Annotated in this window: 14 protein-coding genes and 2 pseudogenes; 8 read left to right on the top strand and 8 right to left on the bottom strand. The window is 58.9% G+C overall.

Annotated features, from left to right (window positions below; translation table 11 throughout):
• Nucleotides 1-413: 413 nt before the first annotated feature.
• The 7 genes from tssG to tssA form a co-directional block, all read right to left on the bottom strand.
• A complete protein-coding gene (tssG, locus tag JQK88_RS33840) occupies nt 414-1,454 on the bottom strand; it encodes a type VI secretion system baseplate subunit TssG (RefSeq protein ID WP_246750172.1) in 1,041 nt (346 codons plus the stop codon).
• Entirely contained in the window at nt 1,454-3,340 is a 1,887-nt protein-coding gene (gene tssF / locus JQK88_RS33835; RefSeq protein ID WP_192247797.1) for a type VI secretion system baseplate subunit TssF, read from the bottom strand. Before tssF ends, tssG begins: the two co-directional genes overlap by 1 nt.
• Nucleotides 3,340-3,846: a type VI secretion system baseplate subunit TssE gene (gene tssE / locus JQK88_RS33830; protein WP_192247800.1), complete on the bottom strand. Its 507-nt coding sequence runs from the start codon at nt 3,844-3,846 to the stop codon at nt 3,340-3,342. The genes tssF and tssE overlap by 1 nt, the downstream gene beginning before the upstream one ends.
• Before the next feature lie 83 nt (nt 3,847-3,929).
• A complete protein-coding gene (locus JQK88_RS33825; RefSeq protein WP_192247804.1) occupies nt 3,930-4,463 on the bottom strand; it encodes a type VI secretion system tube protein Hcp in 534 nt (177 codons plus the stop codon).
• A gap of 144 nt (nt 4,464-4,607) precedes the next feature.
• Nucleotides 4,608-6,086 (bottom strand): type VI secretion system contractile sheath large subunit, encoded by a 1,479-nt coding sequence (gene tssC, locus JQK88_RS33820; protein WP_376740488.1) that lies wholly within the window; start codon nt 6,084-6,086, stop codon nt 4,608-4,610.
• A 20-nt stretch (nt 6,087-6,106) separates the two neighbouring features.
• Nucleotides 6,107-6,661: a type VI secretion system contractile sheath small subunit gene (gene tssB, locus JQK88_RS33815; RefSeq protein ID WP_203280911.1), complete on the bottom strand. Its 555-nt coding sequence runs from the start codon at nt 6,659-6,661 to the stop codon at nt 6,107-6,109.
• Nucleotides 6,662-6,699: 38 nt separating this feature from the next.
• Complete coding sequence (tssA, locus tag JQK88_RS33810; protein WP_203280909.1) at nt 6,700-7,692, bottom strand: type VI secretion system protein TssA; 993 nt, start codon at nt 7,690-7,692, stop codon at nt 6,700-6,702.
• Between the two features lie 249 nt (nt 7,693-7,941).
• Here tssA and tssK point away from each other — a divergent pair, with 249 nt between their 5' ends.
• The 4 genes from tssK to tssM are packed head-to-tail and all read left to right on the top strand — an operon-like array spanning nt 7,942 to nt 15,590.
• The gene (tssK, locus tag JQK88_RS33805; protein ID WP_203280907.1) at nt 7,942-9,279 is read left to right on the top strand and encodes a type VI secretion system baseplate subunit TssK; all 1,338 of its coding nucleotides are present in this window, start codon (nt 7,942-7,944) and stop codon (nt 9,277-9,279) included.
• 26 nt (nt 9,280-9,305) lie between these two features.
• On the top strand, nt 9,306-10,679 hold the full coding sequence (gene tagH / locus JQK88_RS33800) for a type VI secretion system-associated FHA domain protein TagH (protein ID WP_203280905.1): 1,374 nt from the start codon (nt 9,306-9,308) through the stop codon (nt 10,677-10,679).
• 35 nt (nt 10,680-10,714) lie between these two features.
• Nucleotides 10,715-11,986: a type IVB secretion system protein IcmH/DotU gene (gene icmH / locus JQK88_RS33795; protein WP_203280903.1), complete on the top strand. Its 1,272-nt coding sequence runs from the start codon at nt 10,715-10,717 to the stop codon at nt 11,984-11,986.
• A gap of 28 nt (nt 11,987-12,014) precedes the next feature.
• Nucleotides 12,015-15,590 carry a type VI secretion system membrane subunit TssM gene (gene tssM / locus JQK88_RS33790; protein ID WP_246750171.1) on the top strand — a complete coding sequence of 1,192 codons (3,576 nt, stop codon included), beginning with the start codon at nt 12,015-12,017 and terminating at the stop codon, nt 15,588-15,590.
• A gap of 183 nt (nt 15,591-15,773) precedes the next feature.
• Here the strand turns inward: tssM and JQK88_RS37865 are convergent.
• Nucleotides 15,774-16,447 (bottom strand): annotated as a pseudogene (locus JQK88_RS37865) (IS110 family transposase); the annotation flags it as partial.
• A 547-nt stretch (nt 16,448-16,994) separates the two neighbouring features.
• On the opposite strand from JQK88_RS37865, the gene JQK88_RS33780 reads away from it, so the two are divergent.
• The 4 genes and pseudogenes from JQK88_RS33780 to JQK88_RS37860 form a co-directional block, all read left to right on the top strand.
• Nucleotides 16,995-20,003 (top strand): Ulp1 family isopeptidase, encoded by a 3,009-nt coding sequence (locus JQK88_RS33780; protein ID WP_246750170.1) that lies wholly within the window; start codon nt 16,995-16,997, stop codon nt 20,001-20,003.
• Nucleotides 20,004-20,364: 361 nt separating this feature from the next.
• Complete coding sequence (locus JQK88_RS36725; protein WP_246750169.1) at nt 20,365-20,583, top strand: hypothetical protein; 219 nt, start codon at nt 20,365-20,367, stop codon at nt 20,581-20,583.
• Nucleotides 20,541-20,762 carry a hypothetical protein gene (locus JQK88_RS36720; RefSeq protein ID WP_246750168.1) on the top strand — a complete coding sequence of 74 codons (222 nt, stop codon included), beginning with the start codon at nt 20,541-20,543 and terminating at the stop codon, nt 20,760-20,762. The genes JQK88_RS36725 and JQK88_RS36720 overlap by 43 nt, the downstream gene beginning before the upstream one ends.
• Before the next feature lie 198 nt (nt 20,763-20,960).
• Nucleotides 20,961-21,188: pseudogene (locus JQK88_RS37860) on the top strand (transposase); the annotation flags it as partial.
• Between the last annotated feature and the right edge of the window lie 322 nt (nt 21,189-21,510).

Raw genomic sequence — 21,510 nt, 5'->3', positions numbered from 1 at the left:
CGGCAACTGGGCAGCGGGAATATACCGTTGCGACAACGCAACTGCGGACGCTATGCCCAGAATCCCGGCTCCTGGATGCCCCTCCGGCGTGGGGGATCTTGCGGCGCATATTAGTGACGGCCCGCTGCTCATCCGGCTCTGCCACATCGGCGGACTGGAGGTGTTTACTTGGCGTCAAGGCCTTGTGGAAAGTCACGCGGTGCGTGAGAATGCTTTGGTCAATGCCGAAACTGGATAAAGTCTTACAGAGATCCGGCTGGGCAGTGCCACTGAACTGATCGCGAATCAGCTCAACAAAAATACTATCGCGCAAGTTGCGGAAGGCCGCCGCACTTTTGATTGCATTAGCATTGCAGAGTACATGGAAATCACTAATGATATTCATGCGGCTCATTATAATCGACTCCCTCAGATTACTTCGGAAAGTTCGAGACGGCCGCCGTTAGGCAGGGCTCGATCGGCGCCGTAGTCAGATCGTCGGCATCGCGTCGCGTCTTGCGCTCGGCCATCCAACTGGTCCAGCCGAGCTTACCGCTATGTCCCAACCGGAGTTTCGGCACTTCTTCTTGGCGCAGGACAAGATTGACCTCCCAGTCCAGTTCATCTCCTAGGTAATTGCGGATAATCTTGGCCAAGATCTCAAGATCGGAGGTCCCCGGCAAAAGCCGCTCGTACTGGGCCAAGCCGAGCGGGCCGATAATGACGCGGAAGCGATGATGGTATACTTTGATCCTGCCGCCAACAGCGGCTGTGCTGCCAAGTGTGCCAGTGCCTGCGTCACGGCCGAGGAGGCAGAGCGCGCCGAGCGGCAACTGAACCCATTTGGGGATAAATTCACGGATTTCGACCGGCGCCACAAAGAAGCTTTTGAGGATAGCGACGAGCCCCTCGGCATTGCGGGTGAGCGAGGCGAGACGGCCTGTGAAGTGAAATTTGGCCAGATCGGGCATGGCGTCCCGGCCATGCAAAGACGTCATGCCAAAACCGGCGAGGGACCCGAGCTGCAGGGCAAAGCGATCTTCTTGTGGCCTGTCGTGGCTGACGGTCGGCTCGCTCTCCGCCCAGGCACGGAAGAAGAGCGAAGCTAGTCGATGATGAAAGATATCGGCAAACCGAACCAGCGTCTCGTCGGCGGCATTGCGCTGCCGAAAAAGGGCGTACTCCGTCAGATGCAAAGGCAGCGGACCGTTGGGCCCGAACAGGCCAAAGGCGTAGGTGGAAATGCTGGCAGGACGGTTCTCTCCTGCTTCAGCCACGCGGGCGATGGACCGCGTCGGAAAGGCCAGCGCGGGCTGCTGTCCAATCCGCACCTGATCCAGGCCCGGCCGGCTCGATTCCCCAAGCCGAGGGCGATCTGGGCAGATTGCATCGACGAGCCGCATAGCCTGGAAGAAATCGTAGGCATGCGGCTCGGCCGCTACCGCCCTAAGAAAGTGTTCGAGAGCACTCGGCATCAGAGGATCGTCCGGCGACCAATCATTATCGGCCAACGCATTACTCTGCCCCGTTGCAACGTCGAGATGACCATCTCGGTGAAACTGTTGATTGAGACATATTTGGCGAAGAACTGATTGAGCACGGAGGCTAGGGGAAATATGCCGACACCTTCGAAAGCCGCCTCGTCCAGGACGACGCTGATTTCGATTCCACGTGCGACCGCAGCTTGTCCCCCACCCGGCAGCCGCCGATCTACCGGTCGCGACTGGACTTCCCGTATGCCGTCGATCTGCCGCGAGGCGAAAGTCTCCCCAGGATCGACGTACAAGCGCAAGAGTTCACGCAGCGCCTCTGCGCCCCCATGGCCGTTGTTGTCGGAATTCGTGATCGAGAGATAGTTCAGCGATAGGTGACTGATCAGCTTCCAGGCCACATCGCCGGTGGCGAAGGAATGACGCGGCTTGGTCGGCAACGACAGACAACGCGTAGCGATAACAGGAGCTCCAATTTCGAGCGTGAAGTCTGTCTCTTTATGACCGATCGGCAGCAGCAACGGCAGATGCCTGTTCGAGCAAAGGCATCGCACCGACAACTGCCGGCGATTCACCGAGTGGGGAGCCGCCCGGCGGTCGACAAGTGAAATGAAAGTCTCGGTGCCGCCATAGTCAGTCCTGGCACCGTTCAGACGCTGGTGCTCCGACAGCAGACGGCGCTCTCGCCTAACGGTGTAATAGCTGGAGTGCTGCACCTCCCGTCCATGGGCGCTGATGCTGTAGAATGGAAAAAACTGAACGGGGGCCGCTTCGCTGCTCTCTCCTTCGCCGTTCATCTCGAGGATCGACTGAACCTCGAAGTCGAGCGGCCTCATTCGATCTACAACCAGATGATGCTCGTAGTTCTTGTCGCTCAAGTGAATGCGATCCGCCTGGCGTTCGAAAAGATTGATAGCCGGCGTCGCGAACAGTGCAATGTTCTGAGTTCCAACGTGACGTTCCAACCGCGGCTCGGCACGGCTCAACACGAACACGATCTCAAGACTCTCTGTCGTCGAAAGCGCCACAGCGTTGGCTAGTCCGCTGAGCTCAATGAACAAGGTTCGCTCCGCAAGGGCGAAATACTCTTGCAGCAGACGATATCCCTCGAAGGAGCGGGGAACCTCGGGCAGGAGAGCGAAGTCGGGCTCCAGACAGCGCTGCCGCAGTCCGTTGAGCGGGATTTTCTCCTGCCAAGCGGGCAACGGGCTAGCTGGCCGGGCTATGATGGCGCAAGCGTCGCCGATAAGCTGTTCGGCGACTGTCGCACCGATGCCGCCAGGACCGGCGAGGTAAAGTGTCAGGGCCCTCAGTGCGAGATTTTTGAAGGGCATGCCATTGGTTGTTCGAAGTCGCAGTCGCAGCGCGGCCTTGACGTCTTGCAGGGGCGGAAGATTCAGGGCGGAGATTTGCGCCGGCGTCGTGTAGTAGTCTACAGCACTCACCACAATCGGCCAGAGGTGGATGTCGTGAGCCGTGCGGAACTCGCAATGGGTGATCGCATCCGAAGCGAGTTGGCCCAGCAGCTTGGTTCCGCGCGGCACTACATATCCGTGCTCAAACCGTCCGGCCAACGGATCCGGTTCGAATTGGACGATTGTCATCGACGGCATGGGCGCCAGAAAATGAGGATAGACCAGTTCCAGCAGGTGCTGCGTGAAGTCCGGGAAACGAGCTTGCAACTTCAATTGGACCCGCGCCGCCAGGAAGGCAAAACCTTCTAGCAGCCTCTCGACATAAGGGTCAGCGACCTCGGCTGCTTCCATTCCGAGCCGGCCGGCGACCTTCGGGAATGCGCGGGCAAACTCAGCTCCCATCTCCCGCATATATGCAAGTTCATCATTGTATAATCGCAGGAGCCTCGGATCCATCAGCTTATCTCCGCACCGAGATCGATAACGCGGACGATCTTGCGTTCCCGGTCAAGCTCGGTGCGGATTACAATCCGCAGCGGCACTGGTTGGGCTAAGAGGTCCGCCTCGATTCTAAAGCCAAGTGAGCCATTGCGGTTGCCGTCAGTGAGTGGCGTGACCTTGACACTGTCGGCAAGGAACCGAGGTTCAAAACGTTGCAAGCTGTCGGCAATCTCCTGTCCCAAGGCTGCAACGTCCAGGCCATCGACTATATGCCCGGCGCAGGGCCGGACACCGTAGTTGAGGGTGCTGGCTGCCACGTGAGGATAGGACTGGAGGTCAACGGTTGCGGCCAACTGGTTTGCGTTAAACAGCCACGACACGTCACGCAGGATCAGTGCTTGCACCTGGCGCAGCGAGAAGCTGGATGATTTCGACGATTCGGACGCGCTATTAGGCTCGTCATCCGTGAGCCGGTCGAGAAGGGAGGGCTGGGGCAGGTCCCACTTGGTAGCGATAACCATGTTCAATCTCCACATCAGCAACGATCCGAGACCGAATGCGTGGCGAGCGGCCAGAACACACGCGGTCGCGGATCTGCAAGCTGTCAGGCGACGAGCTTATTGAAGTCAGTACTGTTGGCAATTTGGTTCCAGATGCCCTCACCAGCTTTGGTAAGAATGCCTTTTTCGTCCTGCCTGAAGTAGATGATCTTGCAGGCGCCGAATCGGAAGGTGACCGTCTCGTCCGGTGCCTCCTCCGCATGGGCCCATTCGACCTTCTCGATCGCAAGCATGTTAAAGGTCCAGTGCAAGAACAGGTTCGAAGCGGCTGTCTGCCGTCCGGCGCCCGTCGATTTGAATAGCTTCAGATCGACGCTGTTGAAGTGGGCGCCGCGGCCACATGCCACGTACAGGGAAGCCGAGGCATTATCCGCCTGCTTCTTGATGGTGAAGACCTCAAACTCGGCCTTACCTGACCCAGCGCCGGCGGTGTGAGGGCCGATATTGAGCTTGTTCTCAAGCGAGAAACTCCATTGGTCACCAAGCGTGATACCATCCTTCACGATGAGGGATTCGCCCTTCGGCTGGATGCCATCCTTGGACGCTTGCGTGAACATCATGACTGCATCGAATGCCATGCTATATTTCCTCTATCTGGTGGTTTTCGGATCGGTGGCTAGAGAGATCCCCGGCTAGCGTAGTTCATGGCGCGGGCTTGGGAATGGTGTCCCTCTCTATATTGGAGGCGGATCCTCAATGCTTATGATGGTGGCTTTAGGGATTCAGCCCTGGCGGGCCGAGGGTAGTCGCGACACCAGCCTCAGGGAGATGGTAAGGCCCTCAAGCTGATAGTGTGGTCGCAGATAGAATATGGCGGTGTAATAGCCAGGATTGTCTTCGACCTCCTCGACCTTGACCTCAGCTGAGGAGAGCGGCTGTTGTGCCTTGCTTTCTTCGCTCCCCAGCTCGGGCGAGGGGTGGACATAGCCTTGGATCCACTGGTTCAGCCACTCCTCGACATCGTAACGTTCTTTGAACGCGCCAATCTTGTCTCGGACCATGCACTTCAAGTAGTGGGCGAAGCGACAGGTCGCAAAAATATAGGGTAGCCTCGCGCTGAGCTCAGCATTCGCTGAGGCGTCCGGGTCTTCGTATCTGGTTGGCTTGTTGATGGTCTGGGCGCCAAGGAATACGCCCAGCTGTGTGTTCTTCCGATGCAACAATGGCAGAAGGCCATTCTTAGAGAGCTCCGACTCCCGCCGATCGCTGATCGCGATCTCCGTTGGGCATTTGAGGTCGACGCCACCGTCGTCGCTGGGGAAAGTGTGCACCGGCAGATCCTCAACGAGGCCGCCGGATTCGAAGCCGCGAATTCTGGACAGCCAGCCGTAGAGCTTGAACGACCGCGTGATGTTCACACCCATGGCGTAGGCAGCGTTCGTCCATAGATACTTTGCGCTGTCGCTGCCGTCGGCGTCCTCTTCGAAGGCGAATTCATCGACTGGATTGGTCTTAGCGCCATAGGGCAGCCGCCCGAGCACGCGTGGCATGGTCAGCGCCACATACCGGGAGTCCTCGCTTTCGCGAAAAGCTCGCCAAGCGGCGTGCTCAGGCGTCATGAAGATCTTCGTGATGTCGCGTGGGTTGGCGAGTTCACGCCACGAATCCATCTGCAACAGCTGTGGCGAGGCAGCCGAAATAAAAGGGGAATGGCTTGCCGCAGCAATCTGCGCGATACCAGTGAGCAGATCAATATCAGGGGGAGTATGGTCGAAGTAGTAGTCGGCAACCAGGCAGCCATAAGGCTCCCCCCCGATCTGCCCATATTCTTCTTCGTAGATCTTCTTGAACAACGGGCTCTGATCCCAAGCGATTCCCTTGTATTTTCGCAGCGTTCGAGACAGTTCCTTCTTCGAGATCGAAAGAACGCGAATTTTCAACGTCTCGTCTGTCTCGGTGTTGAACGCAAGGTGATGCAAGCCCCGCCAAGCCGACTCCAGCGCCTGAAAATCCTGGTGATGAAGTATCTCGTTGATTTGTTTGGATAGTTTCCCGTCGATCGATGCTATGATCGACTGGATCGTCTCAACTGCATCGTCACTGATCAGCGGTGTATGTCGAAGAGCCTGATCGGCCAACGTTCTGACCGCACTCTCCACCGCCTCGCGGGCTTGATCCGAACGGGTCTTGAACTCGCGCTGCAGCAGGACGTCAAAATCATCGGGGTGGAAGGGGGGCGGGGATTGCACGTGGGCGGGCATTGAGGTTACCAACGTCATGATCACTCTTCCTTCGTCTCTGCGGATGAGGGTAGCGGCGCCTCCACTGCTTCATCGGGCGCTTCACTCTTGCGAGGGCCACCGAAGGTACTGAGCAGCGCGGGATTGGTGAGGAAGCGGGCGATCAGCTCCTCAGCCCCCATCTTGCCGTCCATGTAGGCTAAGAGATTGGAGAGCTGCATGCGGGCCTCCAACAGCGCGTTGAGGCTTCCGACCTTGCGCGCCACCGCCGCTGGTGAGAAATCGTCGATAGACTCGAAGGTCAAGTCGACAGCTAGTTGGCCCTCCCCGGTCAAACGGTTAGGTACCCGCACGGCCACTCTGGGTTTCAGCGATCTGAGCCGGTCATCGAAATTATCGATGTCGATCTCCATCATCTTGCGTTCGGCCACTGAGGGCAGCGGCTCGGCGGGATTGCCGGCAAGATCAGACATGACCCCCACCACGAAGGGAAGTTCCACCTTTTTTTGCGAGCCATAGGTCTCCAGGTCGTATTCGATCTGGACCCGGGGGGGGCGATTTCGATCGATGAACTTCTGACTGCTTGCTTTTGCCATTTTTGCTTTTGCCCTGATGTTAGGTCGAGATTCCGGCGTCATGCGCCCTGGTCGGCTGCCAGACCCGCGATTGAGCGGTATTGAGCAGCCCCCTCCGGCGCGAGTTCCTCGAGCAGAGCCATAAAGTCCTTGGATACAAGTCGCTTCGCCCGCTCAAGCAAGGCTGGCACGGGGCTGGCCGGCTCGTTCATTTGATACCAGCGGCAGATACCGTCGAGTATGCCGATAACATCGTTACGGCCGCGAATCTCTTCTTGATTGCGCACCTCGGATCCTGGGAGCAGCGGCTGTATAACGGTTGCGGATTTAGGGATTTTCTGGTGGCGACTTACCACGTCCTTAGCCTGACGGAGCACCGAAATGAGGGGCTCCAACCCGACAGTATCGATGATATCGGAGTACTTGTTCACTATGGCATCCAAGGCGATGCCAGCCGCAAGACTGGCGTCGAGATCCGCCCCGAGTTGGCCCAGGGGGGCGGGGTCGGTATCGCCGAAGGCGAGGTCGATCGTCGCTGAATCGATCCCGCTCGATTGAGATCGCTGCGCCTCCATCCAATCGCGGAGCGTAAAGGCGCCAAACTGTCTCGACGCGGTGAGGTGAACCTGGCATACCTCCGCGATAAGCCCGGACGGATCGCAGAGATTTGCCAAAGCATTAAGTCGCACCGTCTGATCGCCGTGATCTTCTACGTCTGGCCGCGGATGCAGCTCCTGCCAATAGAATTCCACGTAGCCAGCGAGCAACTCTAGGCCGTTACCAAGGCCGCGGTAGCCGAATTGGCTGAGAGCGGCGCGGGTTAGCAGGACACCGACGCGCAGGTCCTTTGTGCGGGTAGCTAGCTCGAGGCCAAGCTTCCAGACTTGGCGCCAATCGGGAGCCTCTGCGGCTATGACGGAATCTCCCATCTGCCGAGCGGCTTTGCCCTGCGCTGCCACCTCAAGTTCGAGAAAGCTCAGATCGTAGTCTAGAGCATCACCGCACGGGTTGCCGTCGCTGACCGGCTTCAACAAAAGATCTACATCGAGCATGGCCAATTCCTGTTGCCCTATCAGGTTCGCGCCGCCCAAAGGCCCAGGCCGGCCTCAGGTGGTTGTGTCTCTTAGGCGATGAGAGGGCCTCATGTGGCATGCGAAATCGATATACAGCCATAGGCAGAACGAACCTGCATTCCTGTCGCTAATGGCTGCATACCAACTGCGCATATAAGGGTCTTAGAAAAACGCCTTAGAGCTGCCTCGTTGAAGACTCGATTTATCGAAGGACGCGGAGCCAGGCGGATGTCTTGGGACAATAAGGTCGTTTGGTCGGAGGGGTTGTTCCTCCGGCCGCAGCATTTTCAGCAAGACGACCGTTATGTCGAAAAGCTGCTGCGCAGCAGAACGGCCGTTTTGCATGGCTATGGCTGGGGCATCACCCAACTCCGGCTCAATCGCGAACTGCTTGGCTTGGGTAAAATCGCTATCGAAGCAGCGTGTGGCGTTTTGCCGGACGGCACTCCGTTCAGCATTCCAGATGATGCCGATCAGCCCACCCCGTTCGAGGTTCCGGGCCATCTCCGCGAGTCGCTTATCCACCTGGCAGTATCCCTTTATCAACCAGGAGCGGTGGAAACAGATGCGCGAGCAGAAATCGACGTCCCGACCCGCTTCGATGTTGCAGTCCAGGATCTTGTCGACACAAATGCCGGCGAGCGAGGCAGCGCCTCCATCGAGGTGGCGCGGCTACGTTTTCAGCTCTTACCGGACACAGCAAATCGCGCTGGATTCGCCTGTCTCCCTATAGCCCGACTAATTGAGGTCCGGGCCAACCGTCAGATCGTTCTCGACGAGAACTACATCCCACCAACTCCTGACTGCGCCAGTTCACCTGTTCTCTCGAATTATGTGACCGAAATCACCGGCTTGCTTCACCATCGTGGTGAGGCGCTGGCTGCACGGGTTTCGCAGTCGGGCACGCGCGGGGTGGCGGAGATTGCTGATTTCCTTCTGCTCCAAGCAATCAATCGTTACGAGCCTTACTTCCACCACCTTTCCAAAGTCGCAGGCGTGAACCCAGTAGGGCTGTATGGCCTTGCGGTCCAGCTGGCTGGTGAACTGGCCACGTTTTCCCGGACCGAAAAGCGCCCCCAAACCTTCGTCGGCTACAAGCACGACGCTCTGTCGCATGCCTTTGTGCCGGTGATCAGCTCAATTCGATCCTCCTTAAGCACTGTGCTGGAACGGACGGCGATACCGTTGCCGCTGCAGGAATATAAATACGGTGTCCATCTCGCCGAGGTGCGAGACCGTTCGCTGTTTACGACTGCCAGCTTCGTGCTAGCCGTGCGTGCCGATGTCGAAACCGAGCGGCTACAGCGCGAGTTCCCGGCCCAAATCAAGATCGGCCCGGCTGAGAAGATCAAAGAGCTGGTCAATGTCGCGCTGCAGGGGATCAGCATCAATCGTCTGCCCGTAGCCCCACGGCAGATCCCCTTCCATGCCGGTGTCACCTACTTTGAGATCGATCAGCAGAGCAGCCTCTGGAAGGACATGCCTCGCTCCGCTGGGTTGGCGCTGCACGCCGCCGGTGATTTCCCAAATCTCGAAATGGCACTCTGGGCCATTCGGTCCCAATAGCCACCATTCGCGAATGCGGGTTCAACATGCCACTCGTTCTATGTGTAACGAATACGCAAGCCGGCTTATCGGGTAGCCGCGGCACAAGCTGGCTGATTGAGTCAGATGGCGGACTGTCGGTAGGCGTGTCCGAGGACAACGGGTTTGTTCTGTCGGATGATCAGCAAGCAGTCTCGACGCACCGTTTCTCGATTGAGCGTGCGGAGGGGGAATTCGTACTGATCGAGCGCAGCGGCAATGGGACATCCTTGAATGACGGGGCGAAGCCGCTGCCGTCGGACCTGCCCGTTAATTTGACAGCCGGTGATATCGTTCGAATCGGCAGCTACATAATCAATGTCGATGCAGCTTCCATGGAGGATTCAGCCGAAGGCGAGCCGCACACCGTAGGCTCGCTTGAGGCGTCGAACCTTCTGGGGGTGGTTGAAATGGCTCCTGCCATGTCGGTTGGTAAGACCACTCGACTCGGGGAGTTGTTCGTCGAGCCCTTCGATGGAGACTTCCTACCGGCGTCGTTCTTGGACGCTGAGCAAGACTTATCGCCAGCCACCGTGGGCGCCTGGCGGATGGAGAGCTATCCAGATCATATACCGGACCAGGCCGGCATCTTCGTGCAACCGGCGTCATGCGTCGAGACCATCCCGGAGGACTGGGATCTTGCGACAGAGCTCAAAACCACCCAGGCGTCGACAATTGCGCCAAGCTTCACCAGCGTCAACAAAGACCCTGCTCTAGAGACCCGCCTCGGCTTGTCATCGCCGGCGCCTGAGGAACCGTCTCGTTCGATGGTGGCTGGGCAGACCGATGCTGGCGGCCAAAATCATGCTGCTGTAGCGGCCTTTCTTGCCGCCTGTGGGCTATCGCTAGCAGATCTCGGGCAAACCGATATTTCAACCATGATGGATCGTGCGGGGCGGATGCTTCTGAATTCTGTCGTCGGTCTTGGCAGCGCGCTCGCCGCTTGCGAGCACGCCCCGCAAGAACCCGGCCTTCAATGTACTATGACTGCGCAGCCCGTCGAAAACCCCCTGAAGTTCATGCTGGACGCCAAGGACGCCTTGCGCGCGGCTTTATGCGCTGACACCCCGCGGCTCCTTCATGGAGGTCTCGCCGTCGAGCATGCCTTCGCTGACATCAAGGCGCATGAAGGTTCGATGCTAACGGCACTGCACAAGGCTCTACTCAGTGTCCGTGAACGCCTCTGCTCTGAAGCGATCGAGGCCTCGGTTGCGCGGACCAGGCAACTCTGGCCCGGCAGCCGGAAAACCAGACTCTGGGGCGAGTACTGCCGCGTCTTTGATTCCGTCGTCACTGACATCGAGAATGAAACGCTTCGGAGCATCGGCGTCGACTTTGGGCTTCCGCGCCGTGAGAACATCGCCAGCATGCATAAGGCATAAGCCGTGATGAAAGAGTCCCAAAGGAACGGGTAGCCATGTCCACTGAGCAAACCGTTTTAAGTTCCGACCCTGCCGTCGGCCCTGGGCCTTCGGCGCTCTCGTCACCGCCGACATCGGATCAACCGTTCTGGGAAGCGCTAACGCTCCCCCGACTCAATCCACTGGTCGCGGCCGCGACCGCGCTGTTGGGCCTGTGTGCTCACCTAAAGAGCAGTAAGGATCGTTTTGATGTCGAGGAGCTACGCCTGCGGGTGTTGCGAGAGATCGATGCATACGAACGTCGGATAATACCCCTCAGACTGCCGTTGCGGGCGATCAAGGTCAGCAAATACGCTCTCTGCGCCACGATCGATGACGTCGTTCTGAATACGGCTTGGGGCAGCCACAGCGTCTGGACAACGCGAAGCATGGTCGGAACGTTGTTCGGAGAGACCTGGGGCGGCGACCGCTTTCTCGAGCTTCTGGAGCTCATGAAGAAAAACCCGGCAAACAACCTAGATCTGCTGGAGTTGCTCTACTACTGCATGCAGTTGGGCTTCGAAGGTCGCTTCCGGGTGGCCGCGCGAGGTGCCTCCGAACTCAGCGTGCTGTGTGAGGACACCTACCGCCTCATCCGAGCAGCGCGCGGTGACTTCGAGCGTGACATATCTCCACACTGGAAAGAGCGCTGCACAGCGCGGAGACCGCCTCGGAGATTCATTCCAACTTGGGCCGCCAGCGCTTTCGGGGCAGCAGCCCTCCTGTCCCTTTATGCCGGGCTTCAATTTGCACTCGATGGCCGATCGGATGCCGTCCTCGCCAAGCTGGCAATTCTGCCGCCGCGTGGAGCGGTGAGCTTGGCGAGGATCGCAGCACCGCTCCCAGTTCTGATGAGTGGCGATCGACTGCGTCGCTTTCTAGATGCAGAAATCCGCGATGGGTTAGTCGCTGTCACCGAGGACAAGCAGCAGATTGTGATTACCATCCGCGCCTCAGGGATGTTCGATTCCGCAAGTTCGATCGTGAAGGATTCGTTCGTGCCGCTTTTTCTGCGGATTGGCCGAGCGCTGAACGAGCAGCCAGGGGCGGTTCTTTTGACCGGACACACGGACGCGATGCCGATCCAATCTCGTGTTTATCCGTCCAACCAAGACCTCTCAATGGCACGTGCCAAGGCAGCCGCGGAGATCATCAGATCGACGATCAGCGAGCCGGGGCACGTGCGAGAAGAGGGCAGAGGGAGCGGAGAACCGGTCGCTTCGAACCAGACGCCAACAGGCCGCGCCAAGAACCGCCGGATCGAAATTATAATCACGAAGCCAGACTGAGAGTTAGCCTATGCAGTCATTTAAGAGAATGCTCCAGGGCAAATGGCTCCGTATCGGAGCTGTCGGCCTGGTAAGTGCTGTGATTTTTATGTTTGGACAGTACCTCTCAATTGGAGGGTTCACTCCACTTGACAGCCTTGTTGCGCAACTTGCGGCGTCAACGTTGATTCCGATCGCGTACGTCGTGATCTACATGATCCAAGGTAATTTTGAAGACTTTTTCCTTACACGAATGTCCGGCATGCTGGACGGGGTCAGGGCAAAGCAAGAGGCGGGGGACGACGCAGGATCTTCTTCTTCCGATCGGGGGGGAGCGCGAGCCAGCGCCGCTGCCGAAGCAGAGCTGGAGACTATGTCAGCTCGTTTCCATGAAACCCGTGCCACGCTAAAGGGGTTTCGTCGTCACGGGGTTCTCGGCAAGCGGTGGCTCTATCAAATGCCTTGCTACGCGATTATCGGTTCGCCCGGGTCAGGAAAAACCACCGCAATTGCCAATTCCGGCCTCAGCTTCCCCCTGGCGGGAAAACTCAGCCGGAAACCGGTTGGCGTGCTCAAGGGCACGCGCAATTGTGATTGGTGGTTCACCGACCACGCCGTACTCGTCGACACTCCCGGACACTACATGATCCACGAGCGCAATCAGGACCAGGACAAAGCAGTCTGGCATGGCTTCCTTCGGCTGCTCAGTCGCAGCCGTCGGCGCCAGCCGCTGAACGGGGTGTTGGTATCAATTGCGATAAACGAGCTGAGCTCGTCATCCGAGGACGAGCTCTTCGATCACGCCAGATGCATCCGTAAGCGGATCCTTGAGTTGTATCGGAAACTCGGATTGCGACTACCGATCTATGTGCTACTCAACAAGAGCGATCTCATTGCGGGATTTAACGAATTCTTCGACGACCTCGGCCGCGAGGGGCGTGAGGCCGTGTGGGGATTCACCTTCGCGCAAGAGTCATCGGAGAGCGAAGGCGATCCGATGGAAACATACGCAGTAGAATATGATGCACTCCTCGGGCGCCTCAATGACAGGCTGCTCGAACGAATGCAGCAAGAGAGCAACATTCAACGTCGCGCACTTGTGTTCGGCTTCCCACAGCAGGTCGCAAGCCTCAAGCATCTGTCCCATCAATTCCTGCAGGAGGTCTTCGCTCCCAATTCGTACGAGGAGCCGATCATGCTCCGAGGGGTCTACTTCGTGAGCGGAACCCAGGTGGGCGCGCCCTTCGATCGTGTTGTGGGGGCCTGGTCTCGGACATTCGGCGTCTCTCAGCCGGCTGGGCCTGTTTCTCCCGTCCAGAAGCGCGGTTATTTTATCACTCGTTTGCTTCGCGAGGTGGTCTTCGCCGACGCTGGGCTTGTCGAGGCCCATCCCCGCGCCGAACGGCGTCAGCGGTGGCTTCGGTATGGCCTCCGCGCGGCGATCGCGGCAGGCGTGGCCATTGTTAGCGTCTTCTTGATCGTCAGCTACGGTCGCAATGTCCACATGATCGAAGGGGTGCGTCTAACGGTCAGCAATTATGCTGAGGAGGCGGAGAAACTCAGGCTCGACCGGGTGGACAGCAGCGATTTTCGACCAGTCCTGCCGCTTCTCAAGCGGCTGCGCGAGATGAAGAGCGGCTATGACGAAGGCGCCAGAGCGGGTAATCCCGTCGCAGGATTAGCCCTAGATCAAAGCGAAAAGCTAGGGGTTCAAGCACGAGCGGCGTATCGCCGCGGCCTGGACACGATCCTGCTGCCGCGTCTGATTTTCCGACTGGAAACACTACTGGCGGAACACCAGGACGATCCTCCGTTCCTCTATCAGGCGCTGAAAATTTATCTGATACTGGGGCGACAGGGCCCGTTCCAGCCCGGGGCCATCAAGGACTGGATGACCCTCGACTGGGAGGTGATGTATCCAGATGAGGCCGATGCCAGCCTTCGCCGTGCGTTGGCCGATCACCTCGATGCCCTTTTGGAGAACCCGCTGCTAACTATTGGCCTCAACAGCGAATTGATCGAAAAGAGCCGCGCGAAGCTCCAGACCATCTCGATGCCACGTCGTGTCCTCAACATCATCACGACTAGTCCTCGCGCCGCCCAACTTCCAACGTGGCGTCTGTCCGACCACGCCGGACCGATGGTGGGAGACGTCCTGATCCGCAAATCCGGACAGCCGCTCAACACTGGGATCGCCGGTATCTACACCCGAGCCGGTTTCTTACAAACGTTCCTGCGATTGCTGCCACAGGCAGCGGACGCGGCTGCTGCAGAAGGTTGGGTGCTTGGCGATCAGGCGATCACCCCCGCCGGCGAGGCCAGTCAGAAGCTGCGGCGTGCGGTCATGGATCTCTATTTTCAGGAGTTTGCATTTCGTTGGGACAAACTCATCAATGACATCTCCATCCGCCCGATGGCCAGTGTCGATGACGCCCTGCAAAGGTTGAATGCGCTTTCGGCGCCAACATCGCCGATCCGCTTATTCCTCGCCGCCGCGGCACAGGAGACCAAGCTCGGTGAACCGCCGGCACCCGATACCTCGACTAACGGCAACAGCACTGCTCAAAAGGAGCCATCGGAGAGCGACCTTCAGGCCCTCTACCGATCTGTAGCCGGTACTGCTGAAGGCCATGCCCAACTTTACACGGATGAGCATTTTCAATGGCTGCACCAACTTGTCGATGTGCCGCCAAACAGCCCGGCGGGTGCTCAAGCGCCGATCGACAATGCTTTACGTGATCTCGGCGCTCTTTATCAATCGCTCAGTGAGATGCAGGGCCAGGCCAGCTCAGGTTCTTCGGAAAAGAGTGATGAGACAGCTGTCGCGGTCCGCAAAATTGAAGCGGGAGCCGCCAGTTTGCCGCCACCCATCCAGCAGTGGATCGTCAGCGTGGGCCGATTCAGCTCGAAACTGTCCTTGGGCGAGGCAAAGCGTCGTGTCGCGAGCGTGTGGGCCGGCGGTGCCGGCGACTTGTGCCGGCGGGCAACTGCGGGACGGTATCCCTTCAACCGCGATTCCCGTCGGGACATCCCTTTGGGAGACTTCGCCCGGCTGTTCAGCCGCGGTGGCTTAATCGATACTTTCTTTGCCGAGCACTTGGCTCGCATTGTTGATGGATCCAACGGCTCGCGGAAGGCACAGTCCACGAGAAGTGCCGATTTCGAAGTCGACAATGACGCCTTGACCCAATTTCGACGGGCGGCTGCAATCCGAGACTCAATGTTCAATAATACCGGGAATCAGCCTTCATTTGAGTTCCTGCTCACGGTCGTAGATGCCGATCCGTCTACCAAGATGGTGGTGGTCGAGGTCGACGGTCAGCAACTCAGGCAACTGCGAGGAGCGTACACACCTGCGCGTTTCCACTGGCCCCCTGCCGGCGGCGCCGGCGGCGCTTCGGTCACTCTCATAGGTTCTAAGCGCGCGGCTCTTTCTCAGCAGGGCGCCTGGGCGTTGTTTCGACTGTTGGACCAGGGTGAGACGCTTCGTAAAGAAGGCCCCGACCGTATCTACGTGCGACTGACAATTGGCAGCCAATGGGCGACATTCATCCTCCAGGCCGACAACGTGACCAACCCGCTATCTCGCAATCTGCTGTCGCAATTCCGATGCCCGCAAATCTAGCTTCTCTGATTGGGGTTGGTGAGGTCAAGCTCCTCCTGCTTCTTTTTCGGACCCATGTCGCCCCGCGAATCACCGCTTCTCTTCGCGGTCGGCGCCGGGCCGCCGCATGATAGGGTCAGGAGAGCGAGGCGTCTCAATTTGTTGAGCGACCTTGGGACGGTCCCAGGATCTAGCCTGCACTTCGACGACAGGAGCCATCGTCCAAGACTTGACGGTCTCCGAGATTAGATCGGCCAGACGCTTCAAGCGCACCTCGGCATCCTCGATCGCCTGGCAGTGTTCCTTGAGCATCGATAAAGTGCGCCGGATGTTCAAACTTCAGAGTCGATATCCACCGCATATGCGCAAGCGACCAGGATGAGCGGCCTGAATAGATGCGGCCATGTCCAAGTAGGAACGACTGAAGCTGCTGACGCGCCCGCTTTTGAGCCTCCTGTGCAGCCTCTCGAGCCCGCACGAGATCGCGCATGGCTTCGTGTCCGCGATCTGGTACCCAGACTGCCGTCAGCTCACCTGCACGATGTAGCCTTGCCAGGCTGACCGCGTCGCGCCGGTTCGACTTCACTCGATCACCAGGGCGCTTTGGTATTAGGGATGGTGCGACCACCACGCAGTCGTGACCCTGTCGGTAAGCTGACGCCAAAGCTAAAGCTCGTAACCTGTCGGACCGGCCTCATAGCAGAAGTGGAGGACAGCTCCTCGCTTCGCCAATCTTTCCACGATGTTCGCCACTGAGGTCGGATCCGAGGCTATGTGCCCATAAACCTTACTTCACCGTCCCGCTCACCGTCAGCGACGGCCACAGATATCTTCAATTTCGAGACGTCCAAACCGACAAAGAGCCTATTCTGATTCATGGTTCACCCTCGCAAAGCTTGGGGGCTCGGCCTCGGCCAATCCGAAGGCCCCCGATCTCAGCTTATCGCGGGGGTGAGCCACCTTCGGACGCGACCGCATCGGGTGGGCCTTCATCTTCGCAGCGGCTGCCTACAATCTGGCGCGGCGACCGAAGCCCCTGGCGGTGCCGACGTTACCGCGCCCGCGGGGTGCCGCTGATCGGCCGTTGGCGGATCATCGAAGCCGATCTGTGGGATCGCGGCTATCTGGCGGGCGGAGCATTCATACCGTCGCCCTGTCCTCCAAAAAGCTGACCGCCAGTTAACGTGACATCGCCAGTCCCTGGGAACCCCATCATGTCCCGACAGAATGACTGGATATGATTTGTGCATGACGGCGGCGCGACCAATGGCGCTAGCATACTTGCTTGATGTGCGACCGGAGACTGCAATGGACAATACAGGCTGGGGATGGTCCCACGACACTTCCGAACAAAATGATCCCAACGCCGACGTATACCCTTGGGTCGCGAGGTTGACAGCGATAAGAGGGACAACGGACGATTACATGCGGCAGTACCGTGCTCTGCAGCAGCAGCAGCGGGCGAGGCAACAGTCGGACAATATGCCTGCCGGTCAAGCGAGCTTTGAGCAGCAGCTGAGCGACTTGCAGCTCAGTTCCTCTGGTGAGAGCTCAGGTGAGGCGAGTTCGCCTGATACTCGCCCCGCAGAGGCGCATGGAAGGATTCCGCGCTCTGATATCGGCGGTTCGATGCGGATGCCGCCACAGCCCTCCCAGCGAGATAACCAATTCAGCAGTGCGCGTCACAGCATAGACACGTCTTACGCAGCCTCGAGCCGCTCGCGGTCCAGGCATTCGACCGCCTCGTCGGAGGCCTGTTCCTCCTCCCTGGAGGAGCCGGTAATCGCCCCGCAGCCGAAAAAAAGTGGGGGATGGAAATCGTTCCTGAAGACAGTGAAGAAAGCCATCGTTCCGTGCAGCGGCACGAAGTCGTCGAAGGATCGGACGCACCAGCCGGACGTTATTGTCAAGACGACGTATCGCACCGATTATGCCAAGCGCAGCCGCGTGCCTGACGAGGTCGTAAGGACCATCACCGAGGACGAGAGCCTCATTGAGAACTTCATAACCATGACGGCCGAGGTTGGGGAAAGGCAACCCGGCAGCCATACCGGCGCCACCGGTGAAAAATACGCAGGCGTTCTGCGCCAGTTCAGCGAATGGCTTCAAGGTCAGCCCAATAGCCCGACACTGGCCGGCCTGCTTGACGCCCCTGACGACTCTAATGGATTGACTGCTCGCGCGGCGACGTTTGTGAAGCAGCCTGGCGGCGCCAGGATCAAAGCTGCATTGAATATGCTCAAGCAGGTCCGCGCCGGGGTCGCGCCTATGGGACGCGTTACCCTGGATCCTTATCCCGACGACGCCCGCCTCATCGACGGCTTGCTCGCCCACGCCTTGGCCAATCTTCCGCCCGGGGCGACTGTGAAACAGAGGAGGCCTCTCCAGAACCGGGCTAGCCACCAACGCCAGTTTAGTGAATGGCTCAAAAGAGAGGGAAGGGCGAGCATCGCAAGCCGAGTTAAGAGCGATTGGGATGGGTTGAACGAAGATCTTCGAGCATTCTTCGAAGCTATTGGAGGAAGACGCACCGTAGGACTCTCAAGTCTTTGGGAAATGCAAGAACCGCACCGCGGGCCGCAGGTCAGCAGCCGCCCGTCCGCGGAGGACGAGAGCCTCATTAAGGGCTTCATAATCATGACGGCCGAGGTCGGGAAAAGGCAACCCGGCAGCCATACCGGCGCCACCGGCAAAAGATACGCAGTCGTTCTGCGCAAGTTCAGCAAATGGCTTCAAGGTCAGCCCAATAGCCCGACACTGGCCGGCCTGCTTGACGCCCCTGACGACCCTGACGACCCTAATGGATTGACTGCTCGCGCGGCGAAGTTTGTGAAGCAGCCTGGCGGCGCCCAGGTCAATAATGCATTGGCGGCGCTCCGGCAGGTCCGCGCCGGGGTCGCGTCTAAGGGACGCGCTACCCTGGATCCTTATCCCGACGACGCCCGCCTCATCGACGGCTTGCTCGCCCACGCCTTGGCCAATCTTCCGCCCGGGGCAACTGTGAAACAGAGGAGGCCTCTCCAGAACAGGGCTAGCCACCAACGCGAGTTTAGTGAATGGCTCAAAAGAGAGGGAAGGGCGAGCATCGCAAGCCGAGCTAAGAGCGATTGGGTTGGGTTGAATGAAGATCTTCAAGCATTCTTCGAAGCTATTGAAGGAAGACGCACCGTGGGACTCTCAAGGCTTCGGCAGTACCTACAAGTCGTTGAGGCGAACAGAGCGCTGGGTGTGGACTCCCCTGAGCAGCCGGGGCAGGGGCCTGCCGGGTCGCCAATGGAGAATTACGGTCAGGATGAGCTTTTCGATGAGCTGTCCCAACGCGAACGGCAGAGGCCTGCCGGGTCGCTGTCAACTTACGGTCAGGATGAGTTTTTTGATGAGCTATCCGAATTCGGATGGCAGGGGCCCGCCGGGTCGACCTCAACCTGGTCGCCGCATGTATCATCCGATTTCCATCCGAAGGAGTGGCCGTCTCCAAGGGCACCGTCGTCACACATCTACAGCGATCTTGAGTCTATTATTGGTTTGCCGTCCACACCGCACGAGCTGCGTGATGATGCTCGCTCCGCGCCGGCGTGGGACATCCCGCCGTCGTTTGCCGGGCCATCCGCGGGCGCACCGGATTTATCCGAGATCAGCCACATCGTCGGTCACGGCTGGCGCCACGGCTCCCAACCGGCCTCGGCCAATGTGATCAACATCCTGGAGAACGTCGGGCTCGCCCCGACCCAGTTCGTTCCAAAGAGACGTTATTTAATCCACGGTGAGCTTTACACGGCCGAGCTGGGGTTGGGCGGGAGTGTTCATTTCATCCGTCACTCTGGAGCTGGGCAGACGGATGCACAGGCGTCCGGATCGGGTGCCCCGCTGACGCTCGGCGACACGCAATGGCTGGGCGACGAGCATATCTTAAGGGATTACAATCTCCTGCGCGGCGAGTTGCAGAGGAACAATCCAGATCTCGCCGCCCGGACGCGGTTCGTGGATCCCCTCGTTGCCCAACTTCTGCGCGAGGGCGCCGAGAGCGACGCGGAACGCCATCTCCAGCCCATCCTCCGGGGCCAGGGCGGTAGCGATACAGCCAACTTCCTGTTCCTGCCAGTGAACGATGCTACTGCTGATCCCAATCGCCGCGGCAGCCATTGGTCGCTGCTGCTTGTTGATCGCCGCCCGTCGGAAGGGGCGGTCGCCTATCACTACGATTCCGCCGGGGGGTACAACAGCGCCAGTGCAGCACAGCTCGCAGGAAGGCTGGGCGCTCGCCTGGTCCCAGTCCGCATGACCCAGCAGGAGAACGGTCATGATTGCGGCGTCCTTGTGCTGGAGGCGACGCGGGCGCTGGTTGGACGAATGGCACAAAGACGGCCGCAAGTGCTGGACCTCGACAACCTCGTCGCCGATCGGCGGGCACTCCAGGAGCGACTGCGACGCTGATCTGCTCGCCCTGTGCGAACTCGATGATGCCTTGCGCTGATGGAGCTTGCTGGAGGTCCCGCGCCGACAACAGAACCGGCCAGAATCAACGGTGGGTTTGAGTCTCTGCTTGATTTGCGCCCACACCGCATGGGCGATGATCTCGGCGGAGAAGCGGCGTTTTCAGTCTGATCTGCATGAACCGGCATCTACCCCTGCGCCTCCTCACAAGAAGTTACCGTGACAGCGCCAGACCAGTCGTGGCACGCCACGCTGGTCAAGCACGAGGTCCCCCGGTTCCCGCACAAGGACCAATGGTATGGACCCCGCCCTCCAGGCGAGGTGAAATCTCGAACGCCAACTGCAAACAAAGGAGGATGTCATGCAGATGGTTCGAATAGGTCTGGATCTAGCGAAATACGTCTTCGAGGTTCACGGTGTCGACTGCTACGGGAAAGTCGTCGTAAGCAAAACGCTACGCCGCGATGCGGTAGCCCGCTTCTTCGCCAATCTGCCACGATGTCTGGTCGGCATGGAGGCCTCGAACGGAGTGCATTATTGGGCAAGGGTGCTTCTGATCTCGGCCATGTGGTTCGGCTGATCAGCCCTCAGTTCGTGACGCCATTCGTCAAGTCCAACAAGAATGACCGGAATGACGCTGAAGCGATTTGCGAAACCGTTGGCCGGCCGACGATGCGTTTTGTTCCGCCGAAATCAGCCGATCAATTGGCAATTCAAGCGGTTCATCAAGCTTCGTCAATCAGGTTCGTGGACTTCTAGCCAAGCATGGAGTGGTCAACGCGACATCCCACGGCTGCGCCGGGCCCTTGCTGATATTACGGGAGCAGCGACGATGGTCTCAATGAATTGGTGCGGGTGCTGATACGAGAAGTGCAAACGGAGTTGGCCGAACTTGACCAACGCATTGCATGCTATGATTGGCGGGTTCGGGAGCTCTTTCGCCACAGCGAACTATGTCAGCGGCTTGGAAAGATCGAAGGCATCGGCCCTGTGACCGCGACAGCCTTGATCGCGGCCGTAGGTGAAGGTGATCGAACTTGCTTCAAGAACGGCCGCCAGTTTGCGGCATGGCTCGGTCTCGTGCCGAAACGACGATCCAATGGAGGGCGAGCCCGCCTATTCGGTATCAGCACACGCGGCGATCGCTATCTGCGCACATTGATGATCCATGGCGCTCGCGAGGTGGAAGTGCGCGAAAACCATCGGGGCTCGCGGCGACGACGTTGTACAGCCGCATCAGGAAGCCGGATATACGTCAGCAGTTGTGACCGACGATCTTGATCTAGCCGACCTGTTGCAATCGGGCGGGATCCATATACGTCCATACATGCCAGGGCCTTCTACCAAGCCGGGCCGGCCGGGCTCTTGCGATGTCGCACCCTAGTCACCTGGAACCAAAGTAAGGTTCATTTTGTTCGGCTTCTGTCACAAGAGCAGGAGTTTGATCGATGGTTGGCAGGCAGGCGGACGTCGTCGTTCTGAGCGACGCGGATAGAAGTTTTCTGGA

The organism is Mesorhizobium caraganae (assembly GCF_016836705.1).
Classification (GTDB): Bacteria; Pseudomonadota; Alphaproteobacteria; order Rhizobiales; family Rhizobiaceae; genus Mesorhizobium; species Mesorhizobium caraganae.
Note: the sequence above shows the minus strand (reverse complement) of the source record. Positions and strands in the feature narration are given on the sequence as shown.